The organism is Mycolicibacterium grossiae (assembly GCF_008329645.1).
Taxonomy (GTDB): domain Bacteria; phylum Actinomycetota; class Actinomycetes; order Mycobacteriales; family Mycobacteriaceae; genus Mycobacterium; species Mycobacterium grossiae.
The window spans coordinates 5,607,535-5,627,281 of sequence record NZ_CP043474.1; the positions used below are offsets into that span (position 1 = coordinate 5,607,535).

A 19,747-nucleotide genomic window follows, 5' to 3' on the forward strand; every position below is an offset into this window, starting at 1 on the left:
TATGACCACTACCAACCGCGTGGCCGCAGACCCGGTCGGCGCCGACCTGCTCCGACTGCTCAAAGCGCTCAAGCTCGGCGCCCTGGCCGACACCCTGCCCGAACGGGCCGCACTGGCCCGCCAGCACAAACTCAGCCACATCGGATTCCTCGAAACACTTCTTGCCGACGAAGTATCCCGACGCGAATCCCGATCAGCCGCCCTGCGGGCGGCCAAAGCCGGACTCGACCCGACGATGCGCTTCGACTCCTGGACCGCACAACAGGACCTGCGCTACGACCGTACCCTGCTCGGCGACCTGACCTCGCTACGATTCCTCGACGCCGGACAGTCCGCAATCATCCTCGGGCCCGTGGGCGTAGGCAAAACACATCTGGCAACAGCACTGGGGCACTTGGCCATTCGTCGCCGCCACACCGTCCTGTTCGCCCGATCCGACAAACTGTTCACCCGGCTACGCGCCGCCCGACTCGACCACACCGTCGACGCCGAGATCCGCCGACTGGCGGCCGTCGACGTCCTCATCATCGACGACTTCGCGCTGCGACCCCTCGACGCCACCGAAACCAGCGACTTCTACGAAATCGTCGTCGAACGCCACCAAACCAAGACCACCATCGTGACATCAAACCGGGAACCCGCCGAATGGCTGACCATGACCGCCGACACCCTGCTCGCCCAATCAGCCATCGACCGACTCACCGCTGCGGCCCACACCCTGGTCATCGAAGGACCGTCCTACCGCCAACGCACCCGACCCGGTCAGCTTGACCCAGAGGGACCCGACGAGCATCCTCGATAACGCGCCACGGTGGTCCCATCCCCCTGGCAATCAGGTGGTCCCATCACCCTGGCAAGCGACAAACCTGAAGTTGACGCGTATATCTGGCGCATGGGACCAGCGCCGGATGCGCTTCATTGAACCACTTTCGTGTTCCTCCTGGTAGACGGATTTCGCTCGCAGGTGTGGTAACTTGCGGTTGTCATTGACAACTCTAAGTTGACGATAGATGGAGGTTCTCTTGTGAGCGTTCCGGGGTCGGCGCACTTGGTTCTTGCCTCGGGCGTGGTTCACCTGGACGAGGCCAGCGCAGTCTTCGAAGCGATGCTGTCTGGGTGGGGTCGTCAACAGGCGTCTCGGCTACTCGCTGCTGAGGCCACGATCGAGCCGCGGCTGGCGTTGGTGCGGCGGTTCGCAGAGTTCGCCGGGGCGCCTCCGTGGGACTGGACTGCCGGCGATGTCGAAGACTTCACGGCCGCTTTGATGTCGGGCCCGGAACGCAAAGCACCGTCGACCATTCGCGGCTATCACATGTCGTTGCGGATGTTCTGCGACTACCTACTCGATAGCCGCTACGGTTGGATCGCGCAATGCGAGAACAGGTTCGGACGGATCCCATCGCAGGTCTGTCACGACTACAACACCGCCGCGCATCTGGTCGACTACGAGGGCAAGCCCGCGCGTCGCCCGTTCACCTACGACGAACTGGAAACATTGTTCGATTTCCTCGATGATCGCGTCGATGTTCTCGCTCGGTCCAGGAACAAAGGCGCGTTCGCGGCGCTGCGCGACGCACAGATGATCAAGACGGCCTACGCCTTCGGTTTACGCCGCCGCGAGCTGTGCTATCTCGATCTCGCCGACCTGCGTCCGAACTCGCGGATGCCGGCCTGGGGCACGTTCGGCGCCGTCCACGTTCGCTACGCCAAATCACGTCGCGGCAGCTCTCCCAGGCGTCGCACCGTGCTCGCCGTTCCGGAGTTCGACTGGGTGATCGACGGACTGCGCCAATGGGTCGACCACGGCCGCCCACTCCTCAGCCCCGGGAACCGTCAAGAGCTCTGGCTGACCGAGCGTCGACGGCGCGTGGCGACCAAGACCATGGATAGGCGATTCGCCGTCGCACGGGTGCAAGCGGGACTGCCTGCCGAGCTCACCTTGCACTGCCTGCGGCACTCCTATGTCACCCATCTGATCGAGTTCGGTTATCCGGAGCGGTTCGTCACCGAACAGGTGGGGCACTCGTATGCCTCGACCACCGCGATCTATACCTCGGTGTCCGACGACTTCAAGACCAAAACACTGCAGGCGGCGCTGCGCCGCTTCTACGGATCATCCACGACGACAGGTGAAGGCGGAGATGAGCACTAGGACCGTGCTGCGGTGGAACCTGCGTCAGCTGATGGCCCAGAACGGAATGTTCGCCACCACCGACCTTGTCGCACCGCTGCACGAGCGTGGCGTGGAGATCTCCCGACAGATGGTGCACCGGATCGCGACCAAGCCCCCGCAGCGCATCAATCTCGACCTGCTCGCCGCCCTCTGCGACATCTTGTCGTGCACGCCCAACGACCTGCTCGAGCTCGTCGCCGAACAAGTCCGTGAGGCGCCCGCGGTCAACGACAGCGGACCCGGCATCGGCGACCTGCGACCCATCCGCGCCACCATCCGCCGCCCCCACGACAACCAGTGACTCAGCGGGCCTGCTGGGAGTGTGCAAGCACCATCCGGCTAACCCCACTGACGCACGGGCGTCGCATCTGTGTCGCATGCCGTCGCAGACGGCACTATCACCCCGAGAAATGCCCGCGGTGTGAGACCGTGCGGCCACTGGCGTGGCAGCTCGACGATGCCATCGTGTGCGCCTCCTGCGCCGGTGTCGCATCGATCTTCACCTGCAGCGAATGCGGCCGCGAAGAACACCCCTACGGGTTCTACCGATGCGCCCGCTGCTTCCTACGCGAGCGCCTCACCGAGCTGCTCACCGACCCGATCAGCGGCACGATTCATCACCGACTACGGCCCGTGTTCGACGAACTGATCAACGCCGACCGCCCACAGACGGTGCTCTGGTGGCTGCGAAAGAAGCCCGGTACCGGCCCGCAGCTCCTTCGCGACATGGCCTGCGGAACGCGTGAAATCAGCCACGACACCTTCAGCGATCTTCCCTCGGACCGAGCCCACGATTACTTGCGCAGCCTCCTGGTCGCGGTCGGCGTTCTGGGCCCGATCGACATCCGCGTCGAACGGATGCTGCCCTGGATCGAGGACGTTGTAGCCGAGCTTCCGGCCGAAGACGCCGCCATCGTTCGCCGATTCGCGCATTGGCATGTACTGCGCCAGATGCGCAAGGCCTCCCACGAGAACCGGCTGACGAGATCGATGACCGATGCCTGCCGTCGTCGCGTCCGCGTGGCGATTCAGTTCATGGCGTTTCTGCACACCCACGACGCCACTCCGGCGACAGCGACACAGGAGATGCTGGAGCGCTACCAGGCGCTCCACCGGAGGCCGCTCACTGCCGAGTACGCCTTCCTCGTCTGGCTACGCCAATCCCGCATCAACACCACACTGAGGGTCACCGATCCGCCACGGTCACCTCCCTCGGTAACCGTCTCGGATTCCCAGCGGTGGGCCGCCGTCGGGCGGCTGCTGCACGACGACACAATCCGCCGCAAAACCCGCATCGCGGGACTGCTCACATTGTTGTTCGCCCAACCTCTTTCGCGCATCGTCGCCCTGCGATCAAGCCAAATCTCGATCTCCGACGATCACGCCGTGCATGTCGTCTTCGCCGCCATCCCCATCCAAATGCCTCCCCTACTCGACGACCTCATCCGCGAGCATCTGGAGCAGCAATGCGAAAGCCGCTACACCCCATCCCATACGGGCTGGCTGTTCCCCGGCCGACTTCCCGGCACCCACCTGTCCACCGAGAACATCCGCACCCAGCTCGTCGCGGTCGGGGTGAAACCCTACGAACATCGCAAAGCCGCGCTCTTCCAGCTCGCCAGCGACATGCCCGCACCCGTGCTGGCCGAACTGCTCGCGATCACCACCAAGAACGCAGCCGCCTGGGCCAAACTCGCCGCCCGCGACTGGACCGATTACGTCACCGAACGCGGCAGATCAATGCCGCATCGAAGGCGGAGCTAACTCGCAACAGCGATGTCGTAACCACTCCATGCCGCCGAGGCCACGATTCGCCTGCTCTCGTCAAAGTTGTTCTTTGTCAATCCTCCTCGCCACAAGTCAAGCAATCGAGAAACGGGTTCAAGCAGTTGCGCGCCCTCAAGCGTCTGAGACGCCGAACCGCGGGTGACCTGCACTTCGGGTAGCTCACTACCCTGCTGCGAGTCTCCGCACCTCGCTGTGGAACGGAAACCAGCGTACGGCCTCGCCGATGATGGCGACGAATGGTCCTTCGATGCCATCACCGACGCGATTTGCGAGAGGCGAAAAGGGCCCGAAGACCAGCCGGCTCGACATTGTGATTTCGTTGTGCCTAGCGAGCTGAGCGCGCCGGGCGGCCCGTCTTCTTGGTGGCGATGTTCGATTTTATGGCGTCGCTGTCGGTGTTGCGGTGGGCGGCGAGAAAGTCATCGACGATGTTCGCGCAGTCATTGTGAGTGATAGTGCGAAGCCCGGTCATTCGGGCGAAGGCGAGTGGTCCGACGAGTTGGCAAAGCGCCAGTTCCTGGTCGAAGTCGTTGAGTTCGGCTTGAGCTTTTGGGCTGGTGAGTACGGCGTCAAATGGTTGACGATATTGATCGACAACTCGGGTCCGTAGCGCCCCGGATGTGTGGCGGTCTTCCGCTTGGGCATTGGAGCCGGTGGGCCCCAATGAGAGCCACGCGAGTGTCGTGACATGCAGCGGTGCGTCGTTGAAAAGGGCGGCTTGGCGGCTGAGCAATTCGATCAGCTGCTCACGGAGGGGTCCGCTGGTCGGTGCCGGAGTGGTCACTTGTGGAAGTAGGCGTTCGAACGTGGCTGCCAGTAAATGCGACGAACTGTGGAAGTGGCGGTACAGCGTGGTTCGGGCCACTTTGGATGCTTTGGTGACGGCATCGATAGTGACCGCTTCCACCCCACCGGTGCTCAGTAGCGTTGCCGCAGCATCCAGCAGCCGGGTGCGTGACCGGATGAGCCGAGGGTCCACGTCGTCGTCAGGGACGGGCACTGCCTGACTGTCGCTCACTCGTTCACCTCGGCGGTCGATCTTCACGCGATGCTGTCACGGCAGTCTAGCAGTGTGGTACTAACGGTAGCGCAGCGAAACCGATCGTATTGGAGGGTGACGGTGCCCGAAAGCCTGTTGCCGCCCGAGCGGCTGCCCTCGCACACCACGACATGCATGGGTTGCGGCCCGGACAACCCCCACGGACTGCGGTTGGTGGTGCATCGTAGCGGCGACGCGGTGTACACCGATGTGACGTTCGATGAGCGCCATATCGGGGCCCCGGGCCTGGCCCATGGCGGGGCAGTGGCCGCGGCATGTGATGACGTCCTGGGCTTCACGTTGTGGATCGCCGGAACCCCGGCGGTGACCCGCACCCTGACGGTCGAATATTTGCGGCCGGTGCCGCTGCATCAGACCCACCGGATTACTGCCCACATCGTCTCTCGTGAAGGGCGGGCGCTGCATGTCACGGCGACAGGCACGGGTGAGGGTGGGATCGCCCGCTTCACCGCCAGTGCAGTGTTCATTGTCGTCAGCCCTGAGCACTTCGCCGCACACGGCGATGTCAGCGCTTTCGGCGATCTTCTGGAGCAGTTCTCGCGCCGCGGCGGCCTCGACCCGGAGCCGTCATGACTGTCCCTCAGGCGCGCAGCCACGGGAAAACCCCGCCTTCGGAAGCGAACTCGGTCGCTGCAGAGAAGCGAGCCGCTAACGCGTCGCGTTCACGCGCGTCCGCACGGCGCCGGGAGACCATTCTTGATGCAGCTTTGGTCGTGGCCGCGGCGGGTGGTTACGAGGCGGTTCAGATGCGGACAGTTGCCGAGCGGGTCGGCATCGCCGTCGGCACGCTTTACCGCTATTTCCCGGCGAAAACCCACTTGCTGGTGGCAGCGCTGACGCGCGAGTTCCGTCGACTCGACTCGGCCGGGGACTGGGCGAGTGGTGAGGGCACACCGCTGGAACGGCTCGAACGGCTCACCGCACATCTGCATGACCGCTGGCAGCGCGACCCATGGCTGACGACGGCCATGACACGGGCCTTCGCAGTCGCAGATACCCGCGCCGCCGCGGAACTCGACCGCGCGGCCGATGAGATCCAGATCCTGCTGGCCCGCACGCTCAGGGGCGGCGAGCCCACTCCTACCGATCTGCACGTGGCTGGGATCATCTCCGACATCTGGCTGGCCAACCTCGCGGCCTTCAGCGGCCACCGCGCGACAGCCGCCGACACCCGCGACCGCATTGACCGAGCCACCAGGCGCGTCGTGACCAGCGCTGCTAGGCCAGCCGTCTACCGGTAACGATACTGCTGGTATCGCAGCGATACTTTGCGTACTCTTTGGGGATACGGCTCAACGATGCGTCGAAAAGAGACTGCCATGTACACCCAATGGATCGAAAACCCTGTCGTACAACGCCTCTCGCTGCACGGCGGCCTGGTTCTGGATTTCGATGATTACAACGAAATCGTCATCTCCTGCCCCCTACTATTGACGCTTCCTGCCGTCGGCACCTACCCCATCGAGGCGGTGCGTATTGACCCCCTCAGGATCGCGACCCACGAACGCCCGCTGCTGAACCTCGCCGGCGCACTGTGCACCCAGGCCTGGTCCAGCGACGATGGAGGGCTACACCTGAGCTTCTCGCGCGGACATCGCATCGATGTCGATCCCGACGCTGAACAGACAGCGTGGGAGCTCTATGGCATGCGCCACGGCTACATGGCCTGTCTACCTCAAGGACGGGTACGCGTGGTCCGCCATGACCTCCCCGACACCGACGACGCCAACATCGTCAACAGCGTCAGGCAATCATCGGCGGGGTCGGCGCGGCAGACCCACTAATCCGGCCGCGGACACTGCGACGGGTCGACTTGGGCGGCAATACGTGGATCAGGTTGAACGTGGACAGGACCGCCCTGGCGACATCGAGGCGGGCGAGCATTCCCGGATGATGCTGTCGAGGTTTTGTTGCACGCGTTCGGCAGTGATGCCGACCGATGGTGAATACAGCATGATGTGGTCGAGGACGCCGTTGTACCGTCTCAATTGTTCACGGACCTCGTGCGCCGTCCCGGCGACACCCATGGCGTCGATCATCTCCTCGGACACAGCGGCGAACATCGCCGGGAAATCGCGCTGGGCGAATGCTTGCCGGATGGCTCGGCCTTCGCTGGCGAAGCCGTTCACATCGAGTACCGTCTCGTAGGATTTGACCGAGGAGTAGAACGCAATCTGCTGCGCCAGTTCGCGCCTGGCGACCTCGGCGTCGTCGTGGATGGCGCACATCACCATGGAAATGATTTCCACGTCATTGGGGTCGCGGCCGGTGTGCGCGGCGCCCCTGGCGATAGCGGGCCGGACGACCTCTTCGACGTAGGTGGTGGTGAACAGCGGATGTCCGGCTAGGCCGTCGGCCACCCGCCCGGCCGCCTCGCACATCCGGGGCCGGACACCGGCAGTGACGATCGGGATCGGCCTGCTGGAGGGTCCCACGTCGCCGGTCGGGGTGAGATTCATTCTGTAGAAACGGCCCTCGTGATGGATCGGGCCTTCATGCAGGTTCCATATCCGGCGCAGCAGCATCACGAGTTCTTCCATCCGCAGGGCGGGTGCGGAGGTGTCGGGCACGCCGTGCCAGTCGCCCATCATCCGTTTGGTGCCGTTGCCGATGCCGAGTACCAGTCGTCCGTTGGAGAGTTCGTCGAGGTCGCGCGCCTCGGTGGCCAGCACCAGGGGGCTTCGGCCGACGCCGTAGAGAATGGAGGAACCGATCCGACAGTTCTGGGTGCTGTTGGCCATCGCGGCCATGGAGATCGATCCGGACCGAGAATAGAACTCCGAGGCCCATACGGCGTCGAACCCGGCCGCATCAGCGGCCTGGGCGGTCTGGGCCAGTGACTTCAGATCCGCGCCGAGAACCGACAGGCCGTAGGTGCTCATGACTGGTCTCCTGTGCGCGGGCGCAGCCCGTCGAACATGACGGCGCTGAGGGTGCTGGCGACCACCGTCTCGTCGAGGTGGTTATCGGTGACCAGGTACATGAGTGCATTGATGGTGACCGCGCCGAACAGCGCAATCGACGTCGATCGCGCATCGGGCTGAGCGACGAGGGATCCGTCGCGGGCCCCTTCGATGAGCAGGGTTTCGACGGGTTGTTGGTAGGCGGTATTGATCATCTCGGCGATAGCCGGCATGCGGGCCGCTCGTCCCAATTCGCCGATGAGTGCACGGCATACCGCTGGCCGCTGCGCCATTGCCCGCAGTTGTGCGCGGATCACGAGTTCGAGGCGTTCGGCACCGGTGCCGCCGGTGTGCACGATCGCGGTCACAGCATCGAAGATGTCCTTGAGGAGGTCTTCGAGCAGGAAAGCAAGGATGTCCTCTTTACCGGCGAAGTAGTAGTACAGCGTCGCTTTCGGCACACCGGTCACCGCGGCGACGTCTTCGATCTTGGAGTCGTTGAGCCCCTTCTCGGCGAACAAGTCCGCCGCGGCGGGAAGCCGGTCAGAGATCTGACGTGGAATCTTGCGCATTGCCCCCCTGTCCCGTTCGGCCGGTTTAGACTGCGAGTCTAAACCGTCGTTACTTTGGTGGTCGGAGGTCTTGGTGGTCTCGGTGCAAATTCGTTACGACCCGTTCGACGCCTCGATTCTCAACGACCCCTATCCGACGTATCGGTCGTTGCGTGACACGGCTCCGGTGTACCGCGCCGAGGAATCCCATACCTGGGTGTTGAGCCGGCACGCCGACGTCCAGGCCGCAGCACTGGATCACGGCACGTACTCCTCGGTGGACGGCATCTTCCCCACCCCACCGGGATCGGACTTCATCGGCTCGTTCCTGCCGATGATGATCGTGATGGACCCTCCGCGCCACGACCAGTTGCGTGCCCTGGTGAGCCGGGCGTTCACTCCCCGGCGGGTGGCCGGGCTGCAGGGCGCCATCACACAGATGGCCGCGGAGTTGTTCGAGCGCCTCGACGAGGGCTCTGGTTCGGCGGACTTCGTGACCGACTTCGCCGCGATCCTGCCCGCCGCGGTGATCGCCGATCTACTGGGCATTCCCGCCACCGATCGTGATCAGTTCCGATTGTGGTCGAGCCAACTGGTCCAGGTCGACGTCAACCACGGACAAACCACCGACGCACTGACCGCCGCCACCTCGATCTACGCCTACTTCACCGACTTCCTCGCCGACCGCCGCCAAACCCCCCGCGAGGACATGATGTCGGCGTTGGCGAACGCCACAGTCGACGGGATCAGACTGACCGACGAGGAAGTCCTCGGCTTCTGCGCGCTGCTGCTCGTCGCGGGCTACGAGACCACCACCAATCTGCTGGGGAACTCCGCGGTCGTGCTGGCCCAGCATCGGCAGACCCGCCGACGCCTGGCCGCCGATCGAACACTATTGGGGCCGGCAGTTGAGGAGTTGCTGCGCTACGACTCACCGGCACAGGGACTTTCACGAACCCTGACCCGCGACGTCACACTGCACGACACGACCATGCGTCAAGGTGAGAAGGTGCTGCTGCTGTTCGGGTCGGCCAACCGCGACGAGCGCGCCTTCCCCGATCCTGACGTGTTCGACATCGAGCGCACCAGTGAGCACCAGGTCGCCTTCGGTCGCGGCATCCACTTCTGTCTGGGCGCGGCACTGGCGCGGATGGAGGCCCGCATCGCTCTGGATGCTCTGTTGGACAAGGTGCCCGACTGGGAGGTCGATCTTGAATCGGCGCGGCGGCTGCGGTCCGGACCGATCCGCGGCTACACATCGCTGCCCATCACTTGGACCACACCGGTCTAGCCCGTGCCCCTCCTCGACGACGCGTCGTGTGCATCACCGCGCGGCCAGGTTCTTCATCGCCGTCGATATCGAGCACTCCGCCGCGCACGGCGACCTCGGCGCATTCGGCGACATGCTCAAACGATTCGCGGGCTCGAACGGTGATCGACCCATGACCGGACAGGAGAAAGGGGCATGGTGGTGGCAGTGACATTCGCGCACTTCGATGAGCAGATCGCCGACCAGCTGCTCAGATCGCCGAACACAGCAGGTGGACTGTCGAGGTTTCTGAGCTTTCGGCACACCGAACTCGCCGCCGGTCGGCTGGTGGCAGAGATGGAAACCCGTGCCGAACTGCTCACACCCTTCGGCACCCTGCACGGCGGATGTCTATCGGCGATGGTCGACCACTGTCTCGGAGTCGTGTTCTACCCCGTCATTCCGGCCGGATCATGGGTCGCCACCACCGAATTCAAGCTAAACCTGCTGCGACCCGTGTCCACCGGTGTGTGTGTCGCCGTCACCGACATCGTGTCGCTGGGCAAGCGCAGTGGAGTGGCGCGCATCGACATTAGCAACGGCGACAAAGCCGTCTGCGTAGCCCAGGGCACGGTCACGATCGTGAACGCCGCGGGCAACGCACTATGAAGGCGCTTGCTGCCGGGCCCACGCTTCGGGCGGACGACGATCTCGCCAGGAAGGTGTCATGACCTCCGCCGTGCAGCATCGGGTCCGAACCCAGGACGGGATCGCCCTGGCTGCGGACTGCTACGGCCACGATGACGCCCGTCCCGTCGTGCTGCTCCTGCACGGCGGCGGCCAGAACCGGCACGCGTGGAGCACTTCAGCGCGTCGCCTCCACGCATGCGGATACACAGTCGTCGCCTACGACACCCGCGGTCACGGCGACAGCGACTGGGACCCAGCCGGCAGGTACGACATCGAGCGACTCGCGACCGATCTTCTCGCCGTGCGCGAGCACTTCAGCGCCTATACCGCCCCTGCGGTCGTAGGTGCATCCCTTGGGGGCATGACCGTGCTCGGCACGCATCTGTTGACATCCGGGGCGTCGTGGGCGGCGGTCGTCCTGGTCGACGTCACCCCGCGACTTGAATTCCAGGGCGCCCGTCGCGTGGTGACGTTCATGGCCGCACATCCCGATGGCTTTAGCACCCTCTCTGACGCCGCAGAGGTGATCGCCGCGTACAACCCCCATCGCTCGCGCCCGGCCAACGTCGACGGCCTGCGCAAGGTGCTACGGCAGCGTCACGACGGCCGCTGGATCTGGCGGTGGGACCCGGCATTCATTCACTCCAACTTCGACTTTCTCCGCGACGAATCGACCACGGGAACGGAGCAATTCGACGCAATCAGCCACCTGCTGATCGACGGAGCCCGACGGGTCAATGCCCCAACACTTCTCGTAAGGGGCCTCTTGTCCGACGTGGTCTCCCAAGCCACCGTCGACGAGTTCAAGCAACTGGTTCCCCACGCCGAGACCGTCGACGTATCCGGCACCGGACACATGATCGCCGGCGACGACAACGACGCCTTCGGCTGCGCCGTCACCGAGTTCCTCGGCCGGAACCTCCTGTAGGTCGCGACGTTGGTCGAGCACCATCGATCGGCCAGTAGTCAGAACCGATCTTGACTTCACAGCGCGCGAAGCGGAGCCCATGAAGTGTTCTTCGGTTAAGGCCGACTTTGAACTGTGCCGGGCTCTGGTCGAGCTAGACGCCACTACGCACTTGCTGGCCACCATCGGCGTCGAAGAGTTCCTTGGTCCAGCGTTCGAGGATTTCTGCGCTGTCCCAGTCGTCGGGATGAAATCCGGCGCGGGTGTAGGAGCGAAAGCGCGCAATTGCTGCTGGGCTGAATAGCGGGTTATGACGGAAGGCTCGAAGGCTGCGCAGCAAGCGCACCGGGTTGTAGGCGGAACGGTCACCAGCCAGAGAGCGGGTGGTCTGGATGACCAACTCGCTGAACAAGAGGAGGCTGGCGATCCGCATCCCCCAGACCCTGGTGCGTTCGCTTCCACCGACCGTCTCGTAGACATCGAAAGCAACGGCCTTATGCTCGCATTCTTCCAGTGCGTGCCAGAGCAGAATAGGCCGCACTTCGGTGTCGCCGATCAGTTCTTGAGCTTCGTCGCTGGTGAGAATGATCTCGGCGAATGTCGCCGTGTAGTGCTCGAGGGCGGCCGTCACAGCCAGGCGCATCTTGGGAGAAAAACGCTTCTCAAGTCGGCCAACCAGCTTCTTGACATGCCGATCGATCCCCTCGGTGGGATAGCCCATTGCTTGAAGCCGATCGTTGAGCAGCCGATGCTGGTGTCGGTGGGTGGCCTCTTGTGCGATAAACCCCTTGACCGCCTCCTTGAGGTCAGCGTCGCTGATGTGGTCCCGGTACTCGCGGACTGACCGGATAAAGAAGTCTTCGCCTTCGGGGAACGTGGCCGACAAGGTGGACACAAAGTGGCTCATCACCAAGTCGCCATCAACGAAGTGCTGCCGACTGGTCCCAGCAGGCATATCGAATCGAACACGGCGGGGCTTCGGGACGACCCGTGCGGTGGGCCGTGTGGACGAATCGTCGCTCATGTTGTTCTCCCATTCGCCAAGGACGCGCTGTCAATCTGACTCTAAGCCTTGTCAGAATTAGATGGCAAGCTATCCACGTGGTTTCGGCGCGGGTGTATAGCGGAATGTCCGCCGAGGAGCGTCACCGGAACCGGCGCACCCGTCTCATCGAGGCCGCAACGGAGTTGATCGGCACGCGCGGCGTTGCCGCCGCCACTGTGACTGCCGTCTGCGCTGAATCGGGTGTCACGTCACGGTACTTCTACCAGCACTTCTCCGACCGAGACGCACTCCTGCGGGCTGTCTACCAGCAGCTCTATGCCACCTTCCAGGAGGTGATAGTCGACGCGATCCCCGATGCCGGCGAGCCACCGGAGGTATTGGCGTACGCGCCAATCCGCAGGCTGGTCGGCATGATCGACAACGACCCGCGGCTGGGTCGGATCCTGTTCGTGGAATCTGCAACCGAGCCGCTGCTCCGAGAGCTACGCAGCGAACTAATGGCAGGTTTCACCGACCTTGTCTTGCGCGAAGCCAGACTTCACCTCGACATCGCCGACTCTGCCGTGGGGGTTGCCCATTTGGCTTCGACCTTGGGCGTGGGAGGGCTATTCGAAGTCTTGCGCCGCCGACTCGACGGAGAACTGGAATTCACCACAGATGAACTCGTTCAGCACTGCGCAGGTTTCCTGGGCAGCCTAGGCAATTACGTGCTGCTGCAGAACACGGGCCAGTCGGCCACAACCGAAGCGCAAACCTAGAGCTAGCGGCCCCGCTACGCGATGTGGCCGTGCGTGCGCCCGACGACCAACGTCCGAGAACAGCAACAGCAAGACCCTGAACGGCATCCAAGGCCAGTGTCGTCGACTTACAGCGTCAGCCCTGGCTTCCAGAAACCCACTGAGTGTTCGATCATTCCTCTGCCCACTGCGACCGTCGGCCCGGTCCCGACTCGATAGCGGTCGCCGGCCCCTTCGCCAGCCGCGCGCTTTGCGCGGCCTGGCGACGACGGCCCCGCCACCACTTGCACTACATGCGGTAGCGTAGCGATACCGATAGTATCGCTACGATTCGCTACTAGTGGAGGCCCAGTGACCGACGGCACTGCAGATTCCCCAGGCCAGGCCACGCGCCGTGGCCAGCGGGACAACGGATCCCCCAACCCGGCCGAAACCCGCGAGTACAGCGAACGGTTGGCAGCGCTAGCCCGATTCACCCTCCGCCACAAAGCGCTGGTCATCGGGGTATGGCTAGGCGCCGCGGTCGTCCTCGCGTTGCTGTTCCCCCAGCTAGAAACCGTGGTGCGCCAACAGTCGGTGGACCTCATCCCTCGCGATGCGCCGTCCTTGCAGACGGTTGACCGCATGAGCGCCGCTTTCGGCGAAGAAGGCTCAAAAACCATGGTGTTCGTCGCCATGGAAGACCCCAATGGCTTGACTCCGACTGCACGGCAGCGCTACGGCGAACTCGTGCGCCGGTTGCAGGGCGAAGGCAACCACGTCCTGCTGGTGCAGGACCTACTGTCCGATCCGATTACCGAAGCCCAGGCAGTCAGCGCCGACCGCAAAGCTTGGTACCTGCCCGTAGGTGTCACCGGCACCCTCGGAGACCCCACGGCCGCCGAATCGGTAAACGCGGTGCGCAACATCGCCGCCGAGGTCTTCACCGGCTCGACCACGACTGTGCAAGTGACGGGACCACCGGCAACCTTCAGCGACATGATCGCATCCGCCGAGCACGACCTGCTGCTGATCTCAATCGCTACCGCGGGCGTGATCGCCCTGATCCTGCTGATCGTCTACCGGTCGGTGTTCACCGCGCTGTTACCGCTGCTAGTAATCGGGTTGAGCCTGGCAGTCGGGCGCGGCGTGCTGTCCGCCCTCGGCGAGATGGGCATGCCCGTCTCCCAGTTCACCGTCGCCTTCATGACTGCGATCCTGCTCGGCGCGGGAACCGACTACACCGTATTTCTGATCAGCCGATACCACGAACAGCGCCGCGCCCAAGTACCCGCCGATCAGGCCGTCATCCACGCCACCGCCAGCATCGGGCGCGTCATCCTCGCCTCCGCCGCCACCGTCGCACTCGCGTTCCTGGCCATGGTCTTCGCGCGGCTCAGCGTCTTCGCCGCCCTTGGCCCCGCGTGTGCCATCGCCGTACTGTTCGGATTTCTGGCCACCGTAACCCTGCTGCCACCGGTGCTGTCGCTAGCCGCCAAACGCGGCATCGGTGAACCCAAACCCGATCGCACCCGCCGCTACTGGAACAGCGTCGCCGTCGCCGTGGTCCGCCGTCCCGTGCCACTACTCATCGTCAGCCTGGTCATCTTGCTCGCCCTGTCGGCAGCGGCAGCAACCATCAAAATCAGCTACGACGACCGCAAGGGCCAACCAGACACCACGGCCAGCAACCTGGGCTACCACCTGCTGGACCGCCACTTCCGCAAAGACGTCGTCATCAGCGAATTCCTCGTCGTGGAAAATCCGACCGACATGCGGACCGGCAAAGGACTGGCCGATCTTGACGAGATGGCCTCCCGCGTCTCCCAGATCCCCGGCGTCACCAAGGTTTCCGGAGTCACCCGCCCCACCGGAGAGCGCCTCGACCAAGCAGAACTGGCCTGGCAGAACGGCCAGATCGGCGACAAAATGGCCGGCGCCGTCGCCGAGGGCAACTCCCGCAAAGACGACCTCACCAAACTCACCGACGGCGCCGACCAGCTCGCCGACGGCCTCGCCCAACTCGACAGCACCGTGCGCACCGCCTTCACACCACTAGCCGGAATCCTCACCCAAGCCCAATCCGCAGGAACTCAGGTCAACCAATTCCGGCCGCTGCTGCAACAACTTTCCGCCACTGCCCCCGCCGTCGACCAAGCCATCCAATCCGGCCCAGGACTACGACCGCTGGCCAACCAAGCCCAAAACGCAATCACTCAACTCGACCCACTCGTCGGCGCCCTCAACACCTCACCCTGGTGCGCCACCACCCCACAATGCGCCCAAATCCGCAACCAGGTCCAGATCCTGGTCACTCTGCGCGACAACGGATTCTTCAACCAAATCGCCGACCTCGGGGACCGCTACGATCCCGCCACCAATGCCACCGTTGGTGGCACCCTCGCCAACGTCCAGAACGCAGTCGCCTCACTGGACAAGGCATTCGGAGCCCTGGGTGACCCCGCCGACCTGACCACAAATCTCCGCCGATTGCGGGACGGAATCGGACAGCTGACCTCCGGCGCCCAAGCACTCGCCACCGGCGTCCGCACCCTCGCCGACAGCAACATCGAAATGCTGTCCGGCATGAGCCAGATCGCCACCCAACTACAGAACTCCTCGCGCGCAGCGGCCGACTCCGACTCCTCGAGCGGTTTCTACCTGCCCGCCAACGCATTCGAGAACCGGCAATTCACCGACGTCGCCGAACAATTCCTCTCACCGGACGGCAAAACAGCGCGGTTCATGATCGAAAGCAGCCACGACCCATACAGCGTTGAAGCCATGGACCTCGCCAGCCGCATCACCGACACCGCCAACACCGCACGACCCAACACGTCACTCGCCGACGCCACCGTGTCCGTAGCCGGCTTCCCCGCCGTCAACTCCGATATCCAACGACTCCTCTGGGCCGACTTCGCACAACTAGCCATCGCCACCATCATCATCGTCGGCGTCATCCTGGTCCTACTACTGCGCGCACTCCTAGCACCGCTCTACCTACTAGGCACCGTCGTGCTCAACTACCTCGCATCACTCGGCATCGGCGTCGTAGTCTTCCAATGGGGACTGGGCCACGAAATCGCCTGGCCCGTACCGCTGCTGGCGTTCATCATCCTCGTCGCCGTCGGCGCCGACTACAACATGCTGCTCGTCTCACGGCTCCGCGAAGAATCCGGAACCAACATCCGCGTCGGCGTCCTGCGCACCGTGGCAAACACCGGAGCCGTCATCACCTCCGCTGGCCTCATATTCGCCGCCAGCATGTTCGGCCTCATGGTCGGCTCAGTCGCCATCATGATCCAAGCCGGCCTCATCATCGGCTTCGGGCTGCTGCTCGACACCTTCCTCGTGCGCACCCTCACCGTGCCCGCCATCGCCACACTCCTACGCGAAGCCAGCTGGTGGCCCACCAAAGCAACAAACCCGCGACCCGGTCAGACCAACCCAGGAGGCATTAAGGACGCACCTCACGTGCTGGTCCAGGAGAGGTGAAAAGCGAACAGAGCAATACCCGGCGCTACATGCCGACCAGCGTGAAGGCGTATTCACCCCGAATGAATACGACCCCTGCGCCGGTACAGCGGGCCGAATGTCGACGGACGATATTCGGAACGCCCCCCAGAACGACGCGTGGCGGCCTCCCGACCGCGAGGATGGCGAGGCTCCCCGACCTCGAACATCTTCGGCGGAAACGCTCGCTTGGCGTCGCGAGGGCGCACGTTCACAGTCAACCTTCAAAACCTGCGGGCACAGCATCTCCATGCGAAACGATGGCATCGCATTGATCAAGGTGCTGCGGGAGGCCGAAGTAATTGGCATACGCCGCGTAGCCACCTCGTCAACGACGAAACTAATTTACTACTTTGTCCGCAGGTTCAGATTCAACGCCCCGCATGGGCAGCGCAGAGCGTCTTCTCGCCCTGGGGAACCATTGACGTAGAGCCACCCGCCACAAGCACTGTTCGTGCATCTGAACAGTTCTAAGAAGTCCTTGCATGCCGCGACCACCGGAGCGAAGTCCGCCTTCGACATCGACGCCCAATCATTGTTGTGTACAAGGGCGTTGATAGCCCAATTCTCTCCATCCTGAGCAAGCATCGCCTGTTGGCGGGCCGCTTTAAGGTCTTCAACTTGTTGCTTGCCAGCTTCGTTGTTCCATTTCTCGGCCGAAGTACCAGCTTTCTTGAGCAGATCTCCATGGCGACCCTTGGCCGCCGAGAACAAGGCGCCAAGTTCGTAGTTGTTATCGGGTCGGTAGATCACCTTGCCCTGCAGCGCGGCGACGATATCTGCCATCGACGCTTCGAGGTTACGACGGAGCTTATGAGCTGCACCGGGCACATCATCGTCCGCGAGGTCAGCGTCAATTTGGGTCCAGAGATCTTCGCCCTGGCCATACACCGGACCGCGATCGACGGTCCAGCCGTGAAATCGGGCGTGGGCCTTTGACCCGATGAGCCCTGAGGACTGCATTTGCCTGGCCCAGACTTCGTCGTGGGTGGTCAGGATGAACTGAACGTCAGGGAAGACGTCCTTGAGCAGACTGCAGAACTGGCGTCGGTGATTGGTGTCGACGGAGGTAACTACGTCATCCAGCACGGCTAAGCGGAAGTCGTCGTGCAGTAGCTGGCTGATGAGTGCCAGATACAGACACACTCCCATACCGTCTTGATGGCCCTCGCTGTGATAGGCCATTGGAGGAAACATGCCCAGTCCGTAGAAATCGACTTCTAGATCCAGCTTTCCGGCCGACGGAGCCAAACCAGCCTTGAACGACGACTCATCGTCCGCGTTAATGCGGCGGTAGTAGTCACTGAAGTTGTGTTCCACAGTGGTGTAAAGCTTGGTCAGCTCGGTGTCTGCCACGTCGTTGTAAATCTCGTAGACCGCCTTGGCGGTGCTGTAGGCCGCGCTTGCTTTGATGTGCGTGGCCCGGGCCTGGCGCAGCCGGGTCCACCGTTCATGGGCGACTGTCAGGGCACTGCGAGCGTTGGCGGTGGCGCTCTGGTCCGGCAGCGCCTCGATATCTTGCCGCATCCCGGCGAGCAGGGCCGTTAACCCAGGGGGAAGAGCTAAAGGGTTGGTGCGGACTCGCGTCGCCTGTTCACGGATAGTCGTTAGATGGTCCAGTACGGCGGCGAAAGCGGCCAGATCGGCTAGCCAGTCGACTAGCACTGCTTGGTCGTCGTTACGTCCCACCCTCAGCGCATGCGGTTGGGCGGCGCGAATCAACGCCTCTGCCCGTTGCACCTGACCCTTCAACCGTGCTGCCGCAAGCAGAATCCGGCGCTCCAGCGTTTTGGCCGCCTCCGAGCGCGACAGCTTGGCCTGCAGGTGCAACCGGAGCGTCTCGGCGTCCTCCCATGGCTGATCGCACAACGGGCACGCGGCTTCGGTGACCAGGGGCAGCCCAACCTCGATGAGCTCGCGATGGGTGAGGGCGTGGAGAATGCTCGGGTCGTCCTCCAGTTCGGCCAAAGCCTCCGCCAGGTCCCGGCCGGCGTTAGCTAACTCGGGGTGATCCGTAGCGAAGGCGCTCAGCTCATTGACATCTTGGAGTGCGGAAGCCTTATTGAAGGAGGAATGCTCACCGGCAACCTGAGCTCCGATGGTCAAGTCGGTGTCGGGCTGCAGCGAGTCCAGCGGCGCAATCCCGAGGACCTGACGATGCCGATTGACTGCGCCGAGAACCTGCGCTTCCAGCAGCGTTGTGAGATCAAGATGACGGCGCAAAGCGTCCTCAGCGTTGCTAACCTCAGTTGTCGCCTGTTTCTCGTCACTGGCGGACCTAGTCATCGCGGTCCGCAAGAGCCGGCGCGTCTCGTCGATGCGGTCGAGCTTCAGCAGCGCTTGCACTTCCTGAGCGCGCTTACCAGGCTCGGTATACACGTACTTTATGACCTCGCGCCGCGACAAAATCAGCTCGGGATGCTGGGCAGCCCAATCCACTGCGGCATGCAGTTCGGGGGTGTCGGGCTCCAGCTTGTAGGTTGCGGCAGTCTTCACGCACCTCGTCAGCACGCCGGTCTGGCCGCTCGCGCTATCCACGATCGTCAGTGCCACCGACGCGGCGGCCGGGTTGTTGCGTTGGTGCACGTGCGGGCCGTGTTTGGCCAAGCTGACTCCACCGGTGCCCGCGCCGCTCAGGCGAGCAACGGAGCCTGTTAGCGCGAAGTCGATCGCGTCGACGACGCCACTCTTGCCAGAGCCATTTGGCCCGGCCACGACAAACGACTGGCAATCCAGTTGCAAATCCAGCAACCGGATGCCGCGAAACTCTTCAACGTGAATGGCTTTGATCTGAATCACGCGCGTCGGTCACCGGTCTCTTCGGCGAACAACGTGACCAGCAAGTCAGCCTTGGGCAACTTCTCGGCGCCGAGCAACGTGCCCAGCTGTGCTGCTACCGCCGCGGGCACCACCTCGTCGACCTCATGCAGGCGCTGCATGAACGTACGCAGCACTTCAGACTCGATTCGAGACACTCGACCCCCTGCCAACGGTTCACCCCCGCGTCCCCAGCGGTTCGATCACCGTAGCGCCAATTTCAGCAAACATGCAGCGTGTTCGCTGACAGCAAACTTCGGGAGGATCTCCCCTGCTTGCCAGCCGGGTTAGTTACGGCATAACAGACCATCCGCATGCGCCGGAGTGTGCAGCGCTCATAGAAAGAGTGCCAGGGTGCGCCACGCCGGGAGGCG

19 protein-coding genes are annotated in these 19,747 nt (G+C 63.5%); 13 read left to right on the plus strand and 6 right to left on the minus strand.

The window, feature by feature from the left end:
* The first annotated feature begins 1 nt into the window (after window position 1).
* From istB to FZ046_RS26840, 4 genes are all read left to right on the plus strand, one after another.
* The gene (istB, locus tag FZ046_RS26825; protein WP_070351813.1) at window positions 2-802 is read left to right on the plus strand and encodes an IS21-like element helper ATPase IstB; all 801 of its coding nucleotides are present in this window, start codon (window positions 2-4) and stop codon (window positions 800-802) included.
* 222 nt (window positions 803-1,024) lie between these two features.
* A complete protein-coding gene (locus FZ046_RS26830; RefSeq protein WP_070351814.1) occupies window positions 1,025-2,152 on the plus strand; it encodes a tyrosine-type recombinase/integrase in 1,128 nt (375 codons plus the stop codon).
* Window positions 2,142-2,474 (plus strand): helix-turn-helix domain-containing protein, encoded by a 333-nt coding sequence (locus FZ046_RS26835; RefSeq protein WP_024449211.1) that lies wholly within the window; start codon window positions 2,142-2,144, stop codon window positions 2,472-2,474. Before FZ046_RS26830 ends, FZ046_RS26835 begins: the two co-directional genes overlap by 11 nt.
* Window positions 2,475-2,602: 128 nt before the next feature.
* Window positions 2,603-3,937, plus strand: coding sequence for a hypothetical protein (locus FZ046_RS26840; protein WP_011856875.1), 1,335 nt, complete (start codon window positions 2,603-2,605; stop codon window positions 3,935-3,937).
* A 349-nt stretch (window positions 3,938-4,286) separates the two neighbouring features.
* Here the strand turns inward: FZ046_RS26840 and FZ046_RS26845 are convergent, their stop codons facing one another.
* Entirely contained in the window at window positions 4,287-4,979 is a 693-nt protein-coding gene (locus tag FZ046_RS26845; protein WP_011856876.1) for a TetR/AcrR family transcriptional regulator, read from the minus strand.
* A gap of 102 nt (window positions 4,980-5,081) precedes the next feature.
* Between FZ046_RS26845 and FZ046_RS26850 the strand changes: the two genes are divergently transcribed.
* The 3 genes from FZ046_RS26850 (at window position 5,082) to FZ046_RS26860 (ending at window position 6,805) form a co-directional block, all read left to right on the plus strand.
* Window positions 5,082-5,594: a PaaI family thioesterase gene (locus FZ046_RS26850; protein WP_011856877.1), complete on the plus strand. Its 513-nt coding sequence runs from the start codon at window positions 5,082-5,084 to the stop codon at window positions 5,592-5,594.
* Complete coding sequence (locus FZ046_RS26855; protein ID WP_070351815.1) at window positions 5,591-6,262, plus strand: TetR family transcriptional regulator; 672 nt, start codon at window positions 5,591-5,593, stop codon at window positions 6,260-6,262. Before FZ046_RS26850 ends, FZ046_RS26855 begins: the two co-directional genes overlap by 4 nt.
* A 78-nt stretch (window positions 6,263-6,340) precedes the next feature.
* Window positions 6,341-6,805: a DUF6188 family protein gene (locus tag FZ046_RS26860; RefSeq protein WP_070351816.1), complete on the plus strand. Its 465-nt coding sequence runs from the start codon at window positions 6,341-6,343 to the stop codon at window positions 6,803-6,805.
* Between the two features lie 48 nt (window positions 6,806-6,853).
* Here FZ046_RS26860 and FZ046_RS26865 read toward each other — a convergent pair whose 3' ends face one another.
* Both FZ046_RS26865 and FZ046_RS26870 read right to left on the minus strand, forming a co-directional pair.
* Window positions 6,854-7,903, minus strand: a complete 1,050-nt coding sequence (locus FZ046_RS26865; RefSeq protein ID WP_011856880.1) for an LLM class flavin-dependent oxidoreductase — start codon at window positions 7,901-7,903, stop codon at window positions 6,854-6,856.
* The gene (locus FZ046_RS26870) at window positions 7,900-8,496 is read right to left on the minus strand and encodes a TetR/AcrR family transcriptional regulator (RefSeq protein WP_011856881.1); all 597 of its coding nucleotides are present in this window, start codon (window positions 8,494-8,496) and stop codon (window positions 7,900-7,902) included. Before FZ046_RS26870 ends, FZ046_RS26865 begins: the two co-directional genes overlap by 4 nt.
* A gap of 73 nt (window positions 8,497-8,569) precedes the next feature.
* Here FZ046_RS26870 and FZ046_RS26875 point away from each other — a divergent pair, with 73 nt between their 5' ends.
* The 4 genes from FZ046_RS26875 to FZ046_RS26885 are packed head-to-tail and all read left to right on the plus strand — an operon-like array spanning window position 8,570 to window position 11,342.
* Window positions 8,570-9,766, plus strand: coding sequence for a cytochrome P450 (locus FZ046_RS26875; protein WP_011856882.1), 1,197 nt, complete (start codon window positions 8,570-8,572; stop codon window positions 9,764-9,766).
* A gap of 28 nt (window positions 9,767-9,794) precedes the next feature.
* Window positions 9,795-9,956 carry a hypothetical protein gene (locus FZ046_RS27580; protein ID WP_156442342.1) on the plus strand — a complete coding sequence of 54 codons (162 nt, stop codon included), beginning with the start codon at window positions 9,795-9,797 and terminating at the stop codon, window positions 9,954-9,956.
* A complete protein-coding gene (locus FZ046_RS26880) occupies window positions 9,941-10,393 on the plus strand; it encodes a PaaI family thioesterase (RefSeq protein ID WP_011856883.1) in 453 nt (150 codons plus the stop codon). The genes FZ046_RS27580 and FZ046_RS26880 overlap by 16 nt, the downstream gene beginning before the upstream one ends.
* A 58-nt stretch (window positions 10,394-10,451) precedes the next feature.
* The gene (locus FZ046_RS26885; protein ID WP_011856884.1) at window positions 10,452-11,342 is read left to right on the plus strand and encodes an alpha/beta fold hydrolase; all 891 of its coding nucleotides are present in this window, start codon (window positions 10,452-10,454) and stop codon (window positions 11,340-11,342) included.
* Window positions 11,343-11,475: 133 nt separating this feature from the next.
* Here FZ046_RS26885 and FZ046_RS26890 read toward each other — a convergent pair whose 3' ends face one another.
* Window positions 11,476-12,345, minus strand: coding sequence for a metal-dependent hydrolase (locus tag FZ046_RS26890; RefSeq protein ID WP_011856885.1), 870 nt, complete (start codon window positions 12,343-12,345; stop codon window positions 11,476-11,478).
* 104 nt (window positions 12,346-12,449) lie between these two features.
* On the opposite strand from FZ046_RS26890, the gene FZ046_RS26895 reads away from it, so the two are divergent.
* Both FZ046_RS26895 and FZ046_RS26900 read left to right on the plus strand, forming a co-directional pair.
* Window positions 12,450-13,085: a TetR/AcrR family transcriptional regulator gene (locus FZ046_RS26895; protein ID WP_011856886.1), complete on the plus strand. Its 636-nt coding sequence runs from the start codon at window positions 12,450-12,452 to the stop codon at window positions 13,083-13,085.
* Window positions 13,086-13,415: 330 nt separating this feature from the next.
* Window positions 13,416-16,538, plus strand: a complete 3,123-nt coding sequence (locus FZ046_RS26900; RefSeq protein WP_070351817.1) for an MMPL/RND family transporter — start codon at window positions 13,416-13,418, stop codon at window positions 16,536-16,538.
* Window positions 16,539-16,904: 366 nt separating this feature from the next.
* Here the strand turns inward: FZ046_RS26900 and FZ046_RS26905 are convergent, their stop codons facing one another.
* On the minus strand, window positions 16,905-19,355 hold the full coding sequence (locus FZ046_RS26905; protein WP_070351818.1) for an AAA family ATPase: 2,451 nt from the start codon (window positions 19,353-19,355) through the stop codon (window positions 16,905-16,907).
* Entirely contained in the window at window positions 19,352-19,531 is a 180-nt protein-coding gene (locus FZ046_RS26910; RefSeq protein ID WP_125939671.1) for a hypothetical protein, read from the minus strand. Before FZ046_RS26910 ends, FZ046_RS26905 begins: the two co-directional genes overlap by 4 nt.
* Between the last annotated feature and the right edge of the window lie 216 nt (window positions 19,532-19,747).

Excerpts from the sequence above, each read along its gene's own strand:
- istB (WP_070351813.1), top strand. The coding sequence starts at position 2 with ATGACCACTACCAACCGCGTGGCCGCAGACCCGGTCGGCGCCGACCTG.
- FZ046_RS26835 (WP_024449211.1), top strand. The coding sequence starts at position 2,142 with ATGAGCACTAGGACCGTGCTGCGGTGGAACCTGCGTCAGCTGATGGCC.
- FZ046_RS26855 (WP_070351815.1), top strand. The coding sequence starts at position 5,591 with ATGACTGTCCCTCAGGCGCGCAGCCACGGGAAAACCCCGCCTTCGGAA.
- FZ046_RS26860 (WP_070351816.1), top strand. The coding sequence starts at position 6,341 with ATGTACACCCAATGGATCGAAAACCCTGTCGTACAACGCCTCTCGCTG.
- FZ046_RS26865 (WP_011856880.1), bottom strand. The coding sequence starts at position 7,903 with ATGAGCACCTACGGCCTGTCGGTTCTCGGCGCGGATCTGAAGTCACTG.
- FZ046_RS26870 (WP_011856881.1), bottom strand. The coding sequence starts at position 8,496 with ATGCGCAAGATTCCACGTCAGATCTCTGACCGGCTTCCCGCCGCGGCG.
- FZ046_RS26880 (WP_011856883.1), top strand. The coding sequence starts at position 9,941 with ATGGTGGTGGCAGTGACATTCGCGCACTTCGATGAGCAGATCGCCGAC.
- FZ046_RS26885 (WP_011856884.1), top strand. The coding sequence starts at position 10,452 with ATGACCTCCGCCGTGCAGCATCGGGTCCGAACCCAGGACGGGATCGCC.
- FZ046_RS26890 (WP_011856885.1), bottom strand. The coding sequence starts at position 12,345 with ATGAGCGACGATTCGTCCACACGGCCCACCGCACGGGTCGTCCCGAAG.
- FZ046_RS26895 (WP_011856886.1), top strand. The coding sequence starts at position 12,450 with ATGTCCGCCGAGGAGCGTCACCGGAACCGGCGCACCCGTCTCATCGAG.